Origin of the sequence: Nocardioides flavus (ex Wang et al. 2016) (genome assembly GCF_014653115.1) — a bacterium.
GTDB lineage: Bacteria > Actinomycetota > Actinomycetes > Propionibacteriales > Nocardioidaceae > Nocardioides > Nocardioides flavus.
Map to the genome: position 1 here is coordinate 41,102 of NZ_BNAD01000003.1, position 17,091 is coordinate 58,192.

The following is a 17,091-nucleotide window of genomic DNA, read 5'->3' on the forward strand; positions in this document are numbered from 1 at the left end:
TCTTCGTCGCCCACGCGCCGGATCCCATGGGGTGCTGACCCCATCTGGGAAAGTGGGGTATGCGCCTGCCGAGCCACGTCCCGCTCTTCTGGACGATCTTCCTGCTCAACGGCGTGGTGCTCGTGGTCGCGGTTCTGCTGCTGCTCTTCTCCCCCGCCCGGGTCTCCGCCGACGCCGTGCGGTCGGAGATCCTCGTCGTCGGCGCGGGCCTGACGGTGATGCTGCTGACCAACGCAGTGCTCATCCGCTGGGCGCTCGCCCCGCTGCACCGGCTGATCGCCCGCCTCGAGGGCATCGAGCACCTCGAGCCGATCGAGCTGCCGGAGGAGGGTTCGGGCCCGGCGCCCGGCATCGCGCGCAGCGTCAACCGGCTGCTGGCCCGGCTCGCGGAGGAGCGCCGCACGGGAGATGCCCGGGCGCTCGCGGCGCAGGAGGCGGAGCGGCACCGGATCGCCCAGGAGCTGCACGACGAGGTGGGCCAGAGCCTGACGGTCGTGCTCCTCGGTCTCAAGCAGCTCGAGTCCCGCGCTCCGGCGGCGCTGGTGCCCGACCTGGCCGCGGTGCGCGAGAGCGCGCGCACCGGCCTCGACGACGTACGCCGGGTGGCGCGCCGCCTGCGTCCCGGCGTCCTGGAGGACCTCGGTATCACCAGCGCGCTGGCCGCGCTGGCGACCGACTTCGCCGACCACAGCGGCGCGTCCGTACGCCGGTCCTTCGCTCCTGGCCTGCCGGCGCTGCGCCCCGAGGCGGAGGTGGTGCTCTACCGCGTCGCGCAGGAGGCGCTCACCAACGCCGCCCGCCACGCCGAGGCGAGCGAGGTCGAGCTGTCGCTGCAGAAGGTCGGGCAGCACGTCGTGCTCGAGGTCCGTGACGACGGCCGCGGGTTCGCCGGGCTCGAGGAGGGCTCGGGTCTCATGGGCATGCGTGAGCGCGCGGCCCTGGTGGGCGCGGAGCTGGCCGTGACCAGCCAGCCGCGGCACGGCACCACGGTGCGCCTGCGCGTGCCGGTCACGACCGGGGAGGTCGCGTGATCCGCATCCTTCTCGCCGACGACCACACGCTCGTGCGCCGGGGCGTACGCCTCATCCTCGAGCAGGAGCCGGACCTCTCGGTGGTCGCGGAGGCCGCCGACGGCGCCGAGGCGGTCCAGCGGGTCCGCGACACCGAGGTCGACCTCGTCGTGCTCGACATCGCGATGCCGCGGATGACCGGGCTGCAGGCGGCCGCAGAGATCGCGCAGCGTCGCGACCCGCCGAAGATCCTCATGCTGTCGATGCACGACAACGAGCAGTACTTCTTCGGCGCGCTCAAGGCCGGCGCGAGCGGCTACGTCCTGAAGTCCGTCGCCGACGAGGACCTCGTCGGCGCGTGCCGGGCAGCGATGCGCGGCGAGACGTTCCTCTACCCCGGCGCGGAAAGCACGCTGGTGCGCGACTACCTCGACCGGCTGCGCCGCGGCGAGCGGGTGCCGCCCTCGGTGCTCACCGCGCGCGAGGACCAGGTGATCAAGCTGATCGCCGAGGGACGCTCGTCGCGCGAGATCGCCAAGGAGCTGCACATCGCCCTCAAGACGGTCGAGGGCCACCGCGCGAACATCCTCGGCAAGCTCGGGATGCGCGACCGGGTCGAGCTGACCCGCTATGCCATCAGGGCGGGGCTCATCGAGCCGTGAGCCCCGCACGTCGCACCGTCAGGCGGTGGTGACGGTGACCGTCGTCGAGCAGCTCGAGGCTTAGCTGTTGAGGTCGTTGGCGTACGCCTCGCGGCGGGCGGAGGTCCAGCTGCGCGCGCCGGAGCCCCAGGCCTCGGCGAGGGGCACCATGTGGTCGATGTCGACGTCGGAGGCCAGGGTCCAGGACACACGGTCGTAGTAGGAGAACCCGCGACCGGTGGACACCGTGCACTTGCCGGAGGTGGTGTAGGTGATCGGGGTGTCGGGCTCCGCCTCGCTGACGAGCACCTCGGCACGGGCGTTCTGGCAGTCGCCGTTGGCGTCCACCCAGTGCTTGAAGAGCGTGCGGTCGTAGCCGGTGTTGGACTCCGCCGCGGTCGGCACGGCCGCCACGGCCTGGGCGAGCGACCCGGAGAAGGTGGCGGCCTGTGCCGGGGCGCGGGCACGAGCAGCACCAGCGAACCGACGACGGTGGCCAGCAGGGCGGTGGACCACCGCCGGGCGAGGGCGGGCAGGGCGGGGTGCATCCGAGAACGAGACATCGAGATCTCCTGCGTGAGGCAGGCCCGATGCCTGCGTCTGCGCACTTCCTACTGTCGCCACCTGTCCGCGGACGGACGACGCGCGGAACGACACGCAGACGTCATGCGGACGTCACGCGACGGCGTGCCGGACCGCTCGGCCGGGCGGGCTGGGCCATCGGTGCGTCAGGGCAGGTTCCACCAGGTGTCGAGCCGTGCGACGACCGGGGCCGTACGCCCCTCCCGGAGGACGCGCGCGAGCCGCATCAGGTGCGCCGCGATGCCGGCCGCGCCCTGCATCCAGCCGACGCCGGGCGGCAGCAGCGGCTCGGCGTCGCGGTGCTCGGTGAAGCGCCAGCAGGCACGGTCGCCGTCGACGAGGGCACGCTCGACGAGGGCGTCGCCGAGGACCTGCGCGAAGGCGAGGTCGTCGTCGACCCCCACGCGCTGCCAGGCGTCGAGGAACACCTCCCCCACGCCGGCGGTGCCGCAGCAGCGACCGTCGTTGTCCCAGAACCCCGGGTGACGGCGCTCGGGGATGCCCGAGGTGCGGATGCTGCGCAGGCAGCGGCGGTGCCACTGCGCCGGGGTCTCCCCCGCGATCGCCTGGACCCCCGCGTGCTCGAGGGCGGTGAAGAGCAGGGAGGTGCCGGCCGGCCCGTGGCACCAGGTGAAGGTGACCGGGTCCTCGTCCGGCTCCGCCGGGATCGTGCGCGGCACGACGAACCCGCCGCCCGAGGTGTCGCCGAGCGTGACCAGGTGCTCCGCACCGCTGCGTGCGGCCCCCACCAGGTCGGGGCGACCCAGCTCGCTGCCCGCGACCGCCAGCGCGGCGGCGACGCCTGCCACCCCGTGCGACCAGTTGGGCATCTGCATCTCGCCGCGCTCGGCGCGTAGCTCCTCGGTGAAGCGCGGCGGCAGGAAGGACCAGTTGGTGCCGGCCGCGGTCGGCTCTCCCTCGGCCAGCAGGATGTCGGCGGCGCGGTGGGCCAGCTCCTCGGCCCCCGGCGTGCCGTGGCGCCCGGCCCAGACGGCCCCGAGGAGGTTGCCGGCCGTGCCGAGCGTGGCGTCGTTGACCCGGGCGTGCGGGGCGAAGGGCGGGTGCGGCATCCACGGCTGCTCCCAGCCGTCGTCGGTCGCGAGCTCCGCGAGCCGGGCGATCGCCTCGGCGGCGCCGTCGACGCCGAGCGCGCCCAGCACGCCCAGGTCGCTCACCAGGCCGTCGAAGTAGGAGTACTCCGTCGTCGTGGCCAGCCGGGCCCGGATCCGCGTCGCGATCCCGTCGGCCAGCCGGCGCTCCTCCACGGTCCACTCGCGCGTCTCGCGGACCTCGGCGAGCACGTGCGCCAACCCACCGATGCCGCTGTGCATCCCGTCGCGCTCCTCGGGCGCCCCGCCCTCGTGGGGCGTCGACACCGGAATCCAGGGGCCACCGTCGTCCCACCGGACCTGGTCGAGGACCCAGCGCCAGCCAGCCTCGCCGAGGTCGGCGTACGTCCCGGGAGTCGTCATGGGGGCGATCATGGCAGGGCCGGGAGCGGAGGTTCCTGTCCTTTTCATCGGGTTCCAGCCCGTTGCAACGGGCTGGAACCCGAGCGATCACCGGTTCACCGGTGGTCGCGACGGCGAGGTCAGCCCCGCCCGAGCAGCGCTGCGAGCACGCGGGTGCCCACCGGCAGCCCGTGGAGGTCGTAGTAGACGAACATCGCGCTCAGCCAGGGGTGCTGCTCGGGGTCGGGCACCTGCCGCACGTCCGCCCCGGCCTCGTCGGCGAGCTCGCGTACGGTCGCGACGCGGGTCGCGAGCTCGTACGTCGCTCCCGCGTGCCCGTCCTCGGTCAGGACAACCGCCGCGGCGCGGCCGAGGTCGGCGAGGTCGAGGAAGCCGAACGGCACGTCGGGCGAGTAGGGCAGCTCGAGCGGACCGCACAGGTCGAGGTTCTGGAGGTACGCCCCCGGCTGGAGGATCGTCCACCCCAGCCCGCTGCGTCGCACCAGGTCCTCGCTCACGGCCTTGCCGACGTGGTGCGGCATCGCGGGGACGTACGGCGAGGCGACGGAGTGGTAGACCACCCGCCCGACGCCGGCCTCCGCCAGCACGTCCAGCGCCGAGGCGACGTACGCCGGCTCGTCGGGGCGCAGGTTGGGCGCGATGACGTACGCCGCGTCGCAGCCCGCGACCGCGCGCGCGAGGTCGGGCCAGTCGGCCCGGCCCAGCGGACGTGGGTCGACACCGCGGTCGGCGAGCGCGCCGCAGACGGCCCGGCCGGTCTTGCCGTGGCCACCGATGACTGCGACGCGCCGCACCGTCACGCTCAGACCCGGTCGACCTCGGCGAACGCGGCACCGTCGGCGAGCGAGGCGTAGCCCGGACCGCGGTCGAAGAACGCGTCGTCCTCGCGGCTCCACGCCGCCCGGCCGGCACGCTCGGCCCCGGTGGCCGCGGCGTCGAAGCCGAGGTCGCCTCCGTCACGCGAACCGGTGAGCACCACGCCGTAGTCGCGCAGCGCGGCCTCGGCCGACACCTTGCCCCAGACCACGTCGCGCACGACGAGCTCGGGGTCGCGGGCGAGCGGGTCGCCCCAGCCACCTCCACCGGTGGTACGGATCCGGACGACCTGGCCCGCCCTGATCACCTCGGCGTCGGCGAGGGCGTCGACCTCGCGCTCGTCGGGCCCGCCCGGGTCGATGACGACCTGGAACGGCGCGCCCGCCTTGCCGCCGCGAACTCCCCAGCAGGCCAGGATCGAGCGGTCGGCGATGGACATGAAGTGCGCGTCCTTGAGCATCCGGATCTGCTTCTCGTAGCCCAGCCCGCCGCGGAACTGGCCCGCGCCGCCGGAGTCGACGGCGAGGCCGAGACGCTCGACGATGAACGGGAAGCGCGACTCGGTGAACTCGGTCGGCAGGTTCCGCGAGTCGGGCACGACGTGGATGGTGTCCTCGCCGTCGGCGTAGTAGCGCCCGCCGGAGCCGCCGCCGAGCACCTCGCGCATGAGGTAGTCGTTGCCCTCGAGGTCCTTGCCGTAGACGCCGGTGTAGCGGATGGTCTCCTGGTCGGCCGGCATCTTGCCGTCGACCGCCTTGGCCACCACGCCGGCGAGCACGCCGAGGAGCCGCAGGATCACGAACGTACGGGCGTTGGTCGGGCCCGGGTGGATCGGCGTGAGGAGCGTGCCCTTCTCGGGGAAGCGCATCTCGATCAGCGGCACGATGCCCTCGTTGACGTCGAGCTCGGCCATCCGCTCGGGGGTGTCGGCGAGGTTGCGCAGGATCGGGGCGAGCCACTTCTTGAGGAAGTTGCCGCCGACGTAGTCGCCGCAGTGGTTGATCGGGCCCTTGGCCTGCGCGCTGGTGCCGGTGAAGTCGATGATCAGCCGCGGCCCGGCGGGGCGACCGTTCTCGGGGTCGGCCGGGGCGTCGCTGACCTTGGTCAGGGTGATCCGCTGGGTGTGCAGCTGCGGCTCGTCGACGCCGTCGTGCTCGGCGTAGTCCTCCCAGACGTAGGTGCCGTCGGGGATCTTGGACAGGATCTCGCGGCGGTAGGTCTCGGTGGTCGCGTCGAGGATCGCGTCGAACGACGTCTCGATGGCTTCGCGGCCGTAGCGCTCGAACAGCTCGCTGAGCCGGCGCGCACCCATCAGGCACGCCGAGCACTCGGCGTCGAGGTCGGCGGCGAGGCTGTCGGGCATCCGCGAGTTGCGGGTCATGATCCGCAACGCCGCCTTGTTGGGAACGCCCGCGTCCCACAGCTTGATCGGCGGGACCGCGAGGCCCTCCTCGTAGACGCTGGTCGCGCCGCTCGGCATCGAGCCGGGGCAGGCGCCGCCGATGTCGTCGTGGTGGCCGAAGGCCTGCACGAAGGCGACGACCTCGCCGTCGTGGAACACCGGCACGGTGACGCACAGGTCCGGGAGGTGGCCGATGCCGCCCTCGGACTCGTAGACGTCGTTGTGGAAGAAGACGTCGCCCTCGCGCATCTCCTCGAGCGGGAAGTCCCGCACGATCGGGTGCACGAGCGCGCTGTAGGAGCGGCCGGTGAGCTTGCGAAGCTGGCGGTCGTGGATGCCGGCGCGGAAGTCGTGGGCGTCGCGGATCATCGGCGAGCGGGAGGTACGGCCGATGGCGGTCTCGACCTCCATCTCGACGCTCGCCAGGGTGCCCTGGACGATCTCGACGAGGATCGGGTCGACGGTCGAGCCCTCGGGCGTGAGGCGGTTGCCGTGCTCGTACGCCGTGGGCAGGCCGGCGGGGTTGACCGGCTTCGCCGTGACGTACGCAGGGTCGACGGGACGGGTGCTGACGTCGGTGCTCATCGAGCGCCCTCCTGGGTGTCGGTGCCGGTCTTGCGGATGACGAGGTTGGCCCAGTCGTCGACCACGACCTCGAAGCCGGGGTGGACGGGGATGGTCGAGCCGAACTCCTCGACGATGGCGGGGCCGCTGAACGAGTCGCCCGCGCCGAGGTCGCCGCGCCAGATCACCGGGGTGTCGACGTAGCCGTGGTCGGGGTCGAAGCAGACGGGTCTCGTGACAGGACTCCGTCCTTCCTCGGCCAGCGAGGCGCCGAGCTTGGGGATCTCCGGGCGGGTGATGGGACCGATGCCGGTGACGCGGAGGTTGACCCACTCGACCTGCTGGTCGCGGTCGCCTCGGAAGTCGTAGCCGTAGAGCTGGCGGTGCTCGGCGTGGAAGGCGTCGGCGACCTGCGCGACGTACGCGTCGTCGACGACGCCCTCCGGCGCCGAGACGCGGACCTCGAAGGCCTGGCCGACGTAGCGCACGTCGATGGTGCGCTGGAAGCGGTGCTGCTCGGGGGCGAAGCCCTCCTTGGCGAGTGCCTCGCGGGCCTTGTCGGTGAGGTCGTCGAGGATGTGCTGCACCGCCGCGTGGTCGAGCGCGGACTCCTTGGCGACGTGGGTCTGGACGTAGTCGTTCTTGACGTCGACGGTCAACAGGCCGAAGGCGCTGACGTTGCCCGGGTTGGGCGGTACGACCACGCCGGCGAGGTCGAGGATGTCGACGAGGCGGCAGGCGAGCAGCGAGCCGGAGCCGCCGAAGGTCGTGAGCATGAAGTCGCGCACGTCGAGGCCACGCTTGACGCTGACCTGGCGCAGCGCGTTGGCCTGGTTCCACGCGGAGATCTCGAGGATGCCGGTGGCGCACCGCTCGAAGTCCACGCCGAGCTGGTCGGCGAGGTCGGCGATGCCCGCGCGGGCCGCGTCGACGTCGAGCGGGATCTCGCCGCCCAGCAGGTGGGGAGGGATCCGGCCGAGGGTGACGTGCGCATCGGTGATCGTCGGCTGCGTGCCGCCCTTGGCGTAGCAGAGCGGGCCGGGGTCGGCGCCGGCCGAGTGCGGGCCGACCTTGAGGGTGCCCTCGGGCGAGAGCCAGGCGATCGAGCCGCCGCCCGCGCCGACGGTGACCACGTCGATCATCGGGATCTTGCTCGGGTAGGCGCCGACGGTGCCCTCGGTGGTGAGGGTCGGCTCGCCGTCGAGGACGACCGAGACGTCGGTGGACGTGCCGCCGCCGTCGCAGGTGAGGATCTTGGGGAAGCCGGCGACCTTGGCGATCAGGGCCGCACCGAGCGCACCGGCGGCCGGGCCGGAGAGCACGGTGGTGATGGGCTGGTGCACCACCTCGTCGGCCGACAGCACGCCGCCGTTGGACTTCATGACGTAGAACGGGATGGCGTTGCCCGTGAAGTTCAGCAGCCGCTCGGAGATGTTGGTGACGTAGCGCGAGACGTTGGGCTTCACCGCCGCGTCCACCAGCGTCGTCATCGAGCGCTCGTACTCACGGTACTCGCGCAGCACCTCGCTCGAGATCGACACCACGGCCTCGGGGTGCTCGCGGCGCAGGATCTCGCGCAGACGCTGCTCGTGTGCGTCGTTGGCGTAGGCGTGCAGCAGGCACACGCCGATCGTCGTGATGCCCCGGTCCCTGAACCAGCGGGCCGCGGCGACGGCCTGTTCCTCGTCGAAGGGACGGATCTCGGCGCCGGTGAAGTCCAGGCGGCCCCCGACCGTACGGACGCGGTCGGCCGGGACGATGCGGTCGGGCTTGACCCAGAAGTAGGAGTTGCCGTAGCCGTCGGGCACCGACTGGCGGGCGATCTCGAGCATGAACTCGTAGCCCTCGGTGGTGATGAAGCCGAGCGCCTCGACCTTGCCCTCGAGGAGCTTGTTGGTCGCGACGGTGGTGCCGTGGGAGACCGCGGTGATGTCGCTGCCCTCGGCCCCGACGATGCCGAGGATCTTGTCGATGCCGGCGATGAAGCCGTCCGCGGGGTTGCCGGGCGTGCTGGGGGTCTTGGTGGTGACCAGCTCGCCCGAGTCCTCGTCGAAGGCCACCACGTCGGTGAAGGTGCCGCCGGTGTCGATCCCGATCCTGATCCGCCGATTGCTCATGAGGAGGATTCAACCGAGGGTACGTGGCGGCGGCCACGGCAATTCCTGCCGACGAATCAACGATCCATCGGCAGATCACGCCTCATGCGAATCCGTCGACGGGGTTCCGGGGCAGCTCGGTGGTCGAGTGCCCGTACCTCTCCTGGGTCGGCACCATGTCGTCCTCCGCGCCCAGGACGCCGCCCAGGGCGCCGGTCAACGCAGCCACGAGGAGGATCGGGGCGAGGGTCGGCCCGCCCGACGCCCGCCGGCGCTGCAGCTCGAACCACGGGCTGCCGGCGAACCGGTGCAGAAGGGCGACCTGGAGCACCGTGAGGGCGAGTGCGGTGACCGTCCACCCGGTCGGGGTGTCGACGACCGCGATCACCTCCGTCACGAGCGCGAGGGCCAGCAGCAGGGCGACCAGCCAGAACCGCACCGGGCGGGCGCGCAGGACGCCGTGCGAGACATAGGTGACCAACGCGACGCCGAGGAGGATCGACAGTGGCCAGGCATCCGCGGACTGCGGACCTCGCTGCGCGAGCTCCAGGACCTGCCCGACGACGAACGACCAGGCCAGCGCCCACGCACTGACGGGGACCTCGACGCTCGACGAACGGTCAACTGCGGAGTCCGAGACATCGGTCATGCGAGCATGCTGGCACCCTCGCACCGCATGGGCCCGTGGACACGCGCGGGCGTCCGTACGCCCCGGACACGGGCGAAGGGCCCTCGGCGGTATGAGCGCCAAGGGCCCTTCTGGTTGAGGTAGGTCGCCGGAGCGTCCAATCCTCGGGTTGACCGTTCGCGGTGATGCTCCCGGTCGATCGCTCCGTTCCTTCGGAGTCCCAGCCACCTCATCACCCGGTGTCTGCGACGGTCCCCGGCGTACCGGTTGGCGTCGTGCGGACCCTCCATCGTCGGAGCCATCCCGCCTCCCCTTGCGGGGCTGCGTGGCTCCAGTTCTATGCCCCGGACCACACCGTCCGCAAGGGACCTTCGGCACTTGTTTCGACGGGTCCTGCGGCCTCGGCGTGTCGTGCACAGGAAGGCCCTGTCCGTCCCCAGCCGACGGGCTTTCTGCACAGGTCTGTCCACAGGTGTGTGCACAGGCGTCAGCCGGCGAGGAGCTCCTCCAGGGCCGCGGCCACCTCGAGCAGCCGGCGATCGGCACCGTGGCGGGCGACGAGCTGGACGCCGACCGGCAGGCCGTCGGCCGTGCGACCGGCCGGGACCGAGATGGCCGGGCAGCCGGTCACCGTGATGAACCATGCCGAGCGCATCCACGCGAGGTAGTCGGGCATCTCCTGGCCGTTGATCGTCTCGGGGAACTCCTGCTCCACCGGGAACGGCGGCACCTGCGACGTCGGCAGCAGCAGCACGTCGTGGTCGCCGAAGAAGAGCCGCATCGTCTCCGACAGCGACGTGCGCTGGGTGTACGCCCGCGCGACGTCGGCACCGGTCAGCGTCTCGCCGGCGCGGATGTTGGCCTCCAGGGACGGCTTGAACGACGTCGGGTGCTCGGCGAGCAGCGCGCCGAACTTGGCCTGGAAGTGCCATGCCCGCAACGTGCGGAAGGTGTCGTCGGCCAGCGACAGGTCCGGGTGGGCGTCGGCCACCGCTGCCCCGGCGTCGGACAGGCGCGCGGCGGTGGCGCGTACGACGTCCGCGACCTCGTGGTCCACGACCAGGTCGCCGCCGAGGTCCACCGACGCGGCGACGCGCAGGCCGGCCAGGGGTGCGGGCGCCAGCGGCGGGGCGAAGGACGACCCCGGGTCGCCGAGGGCGTGGGGCGCGCGGGGGTCGGGGCCGGCGAGGACCGACAGCAGCAGCGCGAGGTCACCGACGTTGCGAGCCATCGGGCCGCCGACCGACGTGGTCTCCCACTGGTTGTAGAGCGGCCACTCCGGCACCCGGCCGAGCGAGGGGCGCATCCCGACCACCCCGCAGAACGACGCGGGGTTGCGCAGCGAGCCGCCCATGTCGGAGCCGTCTGCCAGCGGCACCATGCCCGAGGCGAGGGCACACGCCGCTCCCCCGCTCGACCCGCCGGCCGAGCGCGTCGGGTCGACCGGGTTGCGGGTGACGCCGAAGACCGTGTTGAAGGTGTGCGAGCCGGCCGCGAACTCCGGCACGTTGGTCTTGCCGACGAAGACCGCGCCGGCGTCGCGGACCCGTTCGACGAGCAGGTCGTCGTGGTCGGCCACGGAGTCGGCGAAGATCGGCGAGCCGTACGTCGTGCGCCACCCCTTGAGGGCGTGGGTGTCCTTCACCGCGAACGGCAGGCCGTGCAGCACGCCCACCTCCTCGCCCGAGGCGTACGCCTGGTCGGCGACGGCCGCCCACGCGCGGGCCCGTTCGGCGTCGAGGGAGACGATCGCGTTGAGCTCGGGGTTGCGCTCCTCGATCCGGTCGAGGTGCAGCTCGAGCAGCTCGGTGGCCGAGATCGCGCCGGAGCGGAGGGCTGCGGCCTGGTCGCGGGCGGTGGAGTCGACGGTGACGTCGGTCATCGGGTCAGCGCCGCCGGCCGAAGATGCCGCCCACCACGACACCGAGGACGACGAGCCCGGCACCGACGGCGACACCGGTGAGGAAGTCCTGCCTCGAGGCCGCGGCCGGCGTGGGCGCCGGGGCGGTGAAGACCTGTCCGGCGCTCACCGGGCCACCGACGGGCGCCGCGGCAGGTGCTCCCGCGGCGGGCGCAGCCTCGACCGGGGCCGGTCCGCCGGCGATGGCCGCGTCGACGTTGCCGAAGAACTCCCCTGCCATCCGGCGCGAGACGCTCGTCAGCATCCGCTGGCCGACGCCGCCGATCATGCCGCCGACGACGGCGTCCGCGTCGTACGCCACCCTGGTCGTCGAGCCCTCGGGCACGAACCGCACGTTGACCGTGGCGCCGATGGTGCCGGGCGCCCCGGCGCCGTCGAGCTTCATCACGAGCGACTCGTGCTCCACGAGGTCGGTGAGCACGCAGGAGCCGGCGTACGTCCCCTTGATCGAGGCGACGCCCGCGGTCACCGTCATGGCGTAGGCGTTCTCGCCGGTGGCCTCGAGGCGCTCGCAGCCCGGGATGGTGCGGACCAGCACGGCCGGGTCGAGCAGCGCGTCCCACGCCTGCTCGACGGGCGCGGCCAGCGTGTTCTCTCCGGTGAACTTCATGGGGTGCTCCTGGTGGGAGGGGTAGTTCGGGACGTTCTGGTAGGCCGGAGGGGCTCTCGGCCTACCACTTCGTCCCTAACTACCGAGGGATGGGCTGGTGGGGTGGGGCTCGTCGGCGTGCGCGAGGCGCAGCTCGAAGAGCTCGGACGGCGAGATGGGCATCGCGGTGATCGGGAAGCCCTCGGCGTCCTCGATCGCCGCCGCGAACACCGCAGCGGACGGGATGACGCCGGCCTCGCCCGCGCCCTTGATGCCGAGCGGGTTCAGCGGCGACGGGGTCTCGAGGTGGTCGATGTCGATCGACGTCGGCACCTCGGTGACGTAGGGCATGAGGAAGTCCATGAACGAGGCGTTGAGCAGCTGCCCCGACTCGTCGTAGGCCATCCGCTCGTAGAGCGCGCCGCCGACGCCCTGCGCGACGCCGCCGTGGATCTGGCCCTCGACGATCATCGGGTTGATCAGGTGGCCGCAGTCGTGGACCACGGCGTACTTGAGGATCGTGATCTCCGCGGTGTCGGGGTCGGTCTCGACGATCACGGCGTGCATGCCGTTGGCGAAGGTCGAGCGCGGCGGGGAGTAGAAGTCCTTGCCCTCGAGCCCCGGCTCGTCGTCCTCCGCGACCGGCGGCTTGCCGGGGTCGCCGACCGAGAACTGCGTGGCCGCCTTCGACGCCTCGTCGAAGGCGTAGCGCAGGGGGTTGGACAGCACCGCGACGGTGCCGAGGTCGATGCTCGCGTCGGTGCCCTTGACGCTCACCACGCCGTCGGCGATCTCGAGGTCGTCCTCGGAGGCCTCCAGCGCCTCGGCGGCGATGCGCAGCGCCTTCTCCTTGGCGCGCAGCGCCGCGAGGTGGATCGCCGAACCGCTCATCACGGCGGCACGCGAGGCGAAGGTGCCCACGGCGTACGGCATCTTGCGGGTGTCGCCGGTGGTGATCTCGACGTCCTCGAACCGGACCCCGAGGGTGTCGGCGACGATCTGCGCGAACGCGGTCTGGTGGCCCTGGCCCTGCGTGGTGAGGCCGGTGGCGACCTTGACCTTGCCGGACGTCTCGATGTGGACGTGCGCCCCCTCGTAGGGACCGACGCCCGTGCCCTCGACGTAGCAGGCCAGGCCGATGCCGACCTTGCGCCCCTGCGCGGCCATCTCGGCGCGGAACTCCTCGAACTCGTCCCAGCCGACCAGCTCCTTGAGCTTGGCCAGTGACGCCGGGTAGTCACCCGAGTCGTAGGTCAGCTCGCGACCGTCCTGGAAGACCAGCCCGTGCTCGTAGGGGAACTCGTCGGGCTGGATGAAGTTGGTCGAGCGGACCTCGGTGCGGTCCTTGCCGAGGTAGGCCGCGATCGCGTCCATCGTCCGCTCCATCACGAAGCAGCCCTGGGGACGACCGGCGCCGCGGTAAGGCGTGACGATGACGGTGTTGGTGTAGAGCGACTCGAAGGCGACGCGGTAGTTCTGCGGCTTGTAGGGCCCGAGCAGCTGCGTCGAGGTGATGATCGGGACGATCAGCCCGTAGGGCGTGTAGGCGCCGTGGTCGTGCCAGAACTCGACGTCGAGCCCCAGCACGCGGCCGTCGTCGTCGAAGCCGACCTCGACGTGGTGCTGCTGGGCGCGCTCGTGCGCCGAGGAGATGAAGTGCTCGCGGCGGTCCTCGGTGTACTTCACCGGCCGGCCGAGGGTCTTGGCCGCCAGCGGCACCAGCAGCTCCTCGGGCCACGGGTGCACGACCTTGACGCCGAAGCCGCCCCCGACGTCGGGGGTGATCACGTCGACCTTGGCGAGGTCGAGCTCGAGCTTGGCGGCCACGCACCCGCGGACGCCGGTGGAGGTCTGCGTCGAGGACCAGACCGTCAGCCGCGACGTGTCGGGGTCCCAGCGTGCGACCGTGCCGCGGCCCTCCATCGGCGTGCAGGCCGAGCGCTCGATGTCGAGGTCGAGGGTGAGCGTGTGCGGGGCGGCGGCGATGGCCGCGCGGGCGTCGCCGTTCTCCTGCTCCATGCGCGCGCCGACGTTGTCGGGCACGTCGTCGTGGACCGTACGCCTGGCCGCGCGCGCGGCGTCGATGCCGACGACGGGCTCGAGGTGCTCGTAGTCGACGCGGATCCGGGCGACGGCGTCCTCGGCGACGTAGCGGTCGACGGCGACGACGAAGGCGATCGCCTCGCCGACGTAGTTGACCTCGTCCCTGGCCAGGGCGTACTGGGTGCGGCCGTGCGTGAGCGTCGGGTGCGGGATCAGGAGCGGGAGCGGCTCGGCCATCGGGCCGGTGAGGTCGTCCCAGGTCCACACCGCGACGACACCGTCGAGGTCGAGCACGTCGGAGACGTCGATGTCGACGATGCGCGCGTGGGCGTGCGGCGAGCGCAGCACCGCGGCGTGGAGCAGCCGCGGGTCGTCGGTGAGCAGGTCGTCGACGTAGCGGCCCTGCCCGCGCAGGAAGCGCTGGTCCTCGACGCGCGGGACCTTGGCGCCGAAGAGCTTGGTGGTCATGACCGCTCCTGCCCGGCCTCGGCCTGGATCTCTGCCGCCCGCAGCACCGACTTGACGATGTTCTGGTAGCCGGTGCAGCGGCACAGGTTGCCCGCCACCATCTCGCGCGCCTCGTCCTCGGTGGGGTCGGGGTTCTCCTCGAGCCCGGCGGTGATGGCGGTGAGGAAGCCCGGCGTGCAGAATCCGCACTGCAGGCCGTGGCAGTCGCTGAACGCCTGCTGGACCGGGCTCAGCGACCCGTCGGCCTCGGTCAGCCCCTCGACGGTGGTGATCTCGGAGTCGACGGCCGACACCGCGAGCATCAGGCACGACCGCACGGGCCTGCCGTCGACGAGCACGGTGCACGCACCGCACACGCCGTGCTCGCAGCCGACGTGGGTGCCGGTGAGCCCGCAGTCGTGGCGCAGCGCGTCGGACAGCAGCCGACGGGCCGGGACGTGCACCTCGTGGACGGACCCGTTGACGTGGAGCCGTACGTCGTGGAGCTCCTCGGGGGTGGGGGCGCTCATGACTTCTTCCTGTCGCGGGCGTGGTGGACGGCGTCCGCCAGGACGCGCGGCGTCAGCACCTTCACGAGGTGGGCGCGGTAGGCGGCGGTGGCGTGGATGTCGTCGGCGGGCTCGAGCTCGGCGAGCGCCGCGGAGGCGGGGTCGTCGAGGGAGTCGGTGACGTCGACGACGACGGGCACGTCACTCACCGACACGAAGCCGACGCGGGCACGGGTGACCTCTCCCCCGTCGGTCTCGACGTGCGCGGCGACCCCGACCAGCGCGTAGTCGCCGTGACGGCGGGCGATCTCCTGGAACGCCACGCCCGCGCCGGGCGCGAGGGCCGGGAAGCACGCCTCGACCGCGATCTCGTCCTGGGCCAGGGTCGACTCGAGCGGACCAGCGAACAGCTCGGCGGCGGGGATCGTACGGCGCCCGCGCACCGACGCGACGTCGACCGACCCCTCCAGCAGCCGCAGCACCATCGGCATCTCGGCCGCGGCGTCGGCGTGGACGAGCGAGCCGACTGTGGTGCCGCGGTTGCGGATCGTGGCGTGCGCGACGTGGCTCAACGCCATCGCGAGGAGCGGCTGGCGCTCGGCGGCCTCGCGGGAGGCGAGCACCTCGGCGTGGCGGGCGAGGGCGCCGATCCGGACGCCGTCGTCCGAGACGGCCACGTGGGAGAGGTCGGGCAGGGCGTTGATGTCGACGAGCGTCGACGGAGCGGCCAGTCGCATCGACAGCAGCGGGACGAGCGACTGGCCGCCGGCCAGCACCTTCGCCCCCTGCTGCCCCGCGAGCGCCGCGAGGGCTTCCTCGAGGGTGGCCGGGCGCAGGTAGGCGAAGGGTGCGGGCTTCATCGGTTGTGCGTGCCTCCGGAGGCTGCGTCGTCGACGCCGCCGTCGTAGTCGGGGTGGCTGAGGTTGCGGGTGACCGTGCCGGCGCCGTCGCCGCCACGCCCCTTGACCATGTGGAAGAAGACGATGACCAGGATCGTGCCGAGGGCGATGCCGCCGAGCTCGAAGTCGTCGCCGAAGGTGAGGGTCACTCCGCCGATGCCGGCGATGATGCCGGCGGCGAGGCCGACCATGTTGACGGGGTTGCCGAAGTCGATGTTGTTCTCGACCCAGATCTTCGCGCCCACCAGTCCGATCATTCCGTAGAGGACAACCGTGATGCCGCCCAGGACGCCGCCGGGGGTGGCGTTGACGACCGCACCGAACTTCGGGCACAGGCCGAGCAGGATCGCCACGAGCGCGGCGACGTAGTAGGCGGCCGAGGAGTAGACACGGGTGGCGCCCATGACGCCGATGTTCTCGGCGTACGTCGTGGTCGGCGAGCCGCCGAACGCACTGGCGAAGGCGGTCGCGATGCCGTCGGCACCGATGGCACGGCCCATGTAGGGGTCGAGGTCCTCACCGGTCATCTCGGCGACGGCCTTGACGTGGCCGGTGTTCTCCGCGACGAGCGCGATGACGCCGGGCAGGACGAGCAGGATCGCGGTCAGCGAGAACGACGGGCCGTGCACGACGGAGACGCCGTCGGCGAGGGTGCCGCTCGGCAGGCCGATCCAGTCAGCCGCCTGGACGCCGGCCCACGAGACGCGGTCGTGCTCGGTGGCCTCCGTGGCACCGCCGAGGACGGAGGTGATGGGGCCGAAGACGACGTCGAGGATCCACGACAGGAGGTAGCCGAAGACGAGCGCGAGGAAGACCGCGATCCGCGACCAGAAGCCGGGCAGCGCTACGGCGGCGAAGACCATGAACGCCGCCGTGGCCAGCGCGACCCACTGGTCCTGGGGCCAGTAGATGCCGGCCACGACCGGCGCGAGGTTGAAGCCGATGAGCATGACGACCGCACCCGTCACCGCCGGCGGCAGGATGCGGTGGATCAGCTCGGCGCCGGCGAAGTGGATGAGCACGCCGACCGCGGCGAGCACGAGACCGCCGACGAGGATCGCGCCGGTGACGTACGACGAGTCGTTGCCCTCGTCGAGCGCGCGGATCGCCGCGACGGACGCCACGAACGAGGCGCTCGTGCCGAGGTAGCTCGGCACGCGGTTCTGGACGATCAGCAGGAACAGGATCGTGCAGAAGCCCGAGAACATGATGGCGAGGTTGGCGTCCAGCCCCATCACCAGGGGGAACACGAAGGTGGCGCCGAACATGGCGACCACGTGCTGGGCGCCGAGCCCGATCGTCTTGCCCCACGGCAGCCGCTGCATCGGCAGCACCGCCTGACCGGGTGCGGGATCGACCACGTCCCACTTGAACATCGACATGTGCAGGCCTCCAGATTTCGCAAGGGGTGTGTACCCGAGAAGCCACAAACTAGTGCGCCACATCACACACCCTCACTGGCGAGATCTGCC

The 17,091-nt window shown here is 72.1% G+C and carries 14 protein-coding genes; 2 read left to right on the top strand and 12 right to left on the bottom strand.

Annotation, left to right across the window (positions count from 1 at the left end; translation table 11 throughout):
• The first annotated feature begins 59 nt into the window (after positions 1 to 59).
• Together IE200_RS07145 and IE200_RS07150 are read left to right on the top strand one after the other, a co-directional pair.
• A complete protein-coding gene (locus tag IE200_RS07145; RefSeq protein ID WP_191278715.1) occupies positions 60 to 1,031 on the top strand; it encodes a sensor histidine kinase in 972 nt (323 codons plus the stop codon).
• Positions 1,028 to 1,672: a response regulator gene (locus tag IE200_RS07150; RefSeq protein ID WP_191278716.1), complete on the top strand. Its 645-nt coding sequence runs from the start codon at positions 1,028 to 1,030 to the stop codon at positions 1,670 to 1,672. Before IE200_RS07145 ends, IE200_RS07150 begins: the two co-directional genes overlap by 4 nt.
• A 60-nt stretch (positions 1,673 to 1,732) precedes the next feature.
• Here IE200_RS07150 and IE200_RS07155 read toward each other — a convergent pair whose 3' ends face one another.
• The 12 genes from IE200_RS07155 to IE200_RS07210 form a co-directional block, all read right to left on the bottom strand.
• Positions 1,733 to 2,167, bottom strand: coding sequence for an HNH endonuclease family protein (locus tag IE200_RS07155; protein WP_229856238.1), 435 nt, complete (start codon positions 2,165 to 2,167; stop codon positions 1,733 to 1,735).
• A gap of 212 nt (positions 2,168 to 2,379) precedes the next feature.
• Complete coding sequence (locus IE200_RS07160) at positions 2,380 to 3,705, bottom strand: lanthionine synthetase LanC family protein (RefSeq protein WP_191278718.1); 1,326 nt, start codon at positions 3,703 to 3,705, stop codon at positions 2,380 to 2,382.
• Positions 3,706 to 3,824: 119 nt separating this feature from the next.
• The gene (locus IE200_RS07165) at positions 3,825 to 4,505 is read right to left on the bottom strand and encodes an SDR family oxidoreductase (protein WP_229856239.1); all 681 of its coding nucleotides are present in this window, start codon (positions 4,503 to 4,505) and stop codon (positions 3,825 to 3,827) included.
• Between the two features lie 2 nt (positions 4,506 to 4,507).
• The gene (locus IE200_RS07170) at positions 4,508 to 6,508 is read right to left on the bottom strand and encodes a hydantoinase B/oxoprolinase family protein (protein WP_191278719.1); all 2,001 of its coding nucleotides are present in this window, start codon (positions 6,506 to 6,508) and stop codon (positions 4,508 to 4,510) included.
• Complete coding sequence (locus tag IE200_RS07175) at positions 6,505 to 8,604, bottom strand: hydantoinase/oxoprolinase family protein (RefSeq protein WP_191278720.1); 2,100 nt, start codon at positions 8,602 to 8,604, stop codon at positions 6,505 to 6,507. Before IE200_RS07175 ends, IE200_RS07170 begins: the two co-directional genes overlap by 4 nt.
• Positions 8,605 to 8,686: 82 nt before the next feature.
• Positions 8,687 to 9,232: a hypothetical protein gene (locus IE200_RS07180; protein ID WP_191278721.1), complete on the bottom strand. Its 546-nt coding sequence runs from the start codon at positions 9,230 to 9,232 to the stop codon at positions 8,687 to 8,689.
• A 466-nt stretch (positions 9,233 to 9,698) separates the two neighbouring features.
• Positions 9,699 to 11,093 carry an amidase gene (locus tag IE200_RS07185; RefSeq protein ID WP_191278722.1) on the bottom strand — a complete coding sequence of 465 codons (1,395 nt, stop codon included), beginning with the start codon at positions 11,091 to 11,093 and terminating at the stop codon, positions 9,699 to 9,701.
• 4 nt (positions 11,094 to 11,097) lie between these two features.
• A complete protein-coding gene (locus IE200_RS07190; RefSeq protein WP_191278723.1) occupies positions 11,098 to 11,742 on the bottom strand; it encodes an SRPBCC family protein in 645 nt (214 codons plus the stop codon).
• Between the two features lie 75 nt (positions 11,743 to 11,817).
• Positions 11,818 to 14,232, bottom strand: coding sequence for an aerobic carbon-monoxide dehydrogenase large subunit (gene cutA, locus IE200_RS07195; protein ID WP_191278724.1), 2,415 nt, complete (start codon positions 14,230 to 14,232; stop codon positions 11,818 to 11,820).
• On the bottom strand, positions 14,229 to 14,741 hold the full coding sequence (locus IE200_RS07200; protein WP_191278725.1) for a (2Fe-2S)-binding protein: 513 nt from the start codon (positions 14,739 to 14,741) through the stop codon (positions 14,229 to 14,231). The genes cutA and IE200_RS07200 overlap by 4 nt, the downstream gene beginning before the upstream one ends.
• Positions 14,738 to 15,580 carry an FAD binding domain-containing protein gene (locus tag IE200_RS07205; RefSeq protein ID WP_191278726.1) on the bottom strand — a complete coding sequence of 281 codons (843 nt, stop codon included), beginning with the start codon at positions 15,578 to 15,580 and terminating at the stop codon, positions 14,738 to 14,740. The genes IE200_RS07200 and IE200_RS07205 overlap by 4 nt, the downstream gene beginning before the upstream one ends.
• A complete protein-coding gene (locus IE200_RS07210) occupies positions 15,577 to 17,001 on the bottom strand; it encodes a uracil-xanthine permease family protein (protein WP_229856241.1) in 1,425 nt (474 codons plus the stop codon). The genes IE200_RS07205 and IE200_RS07210 overlap by 4 nt, the downstream gene beginning before the upstream one ends.
• Positions 17,002 to 17,091: the final 90 nt, after the last annotated feature.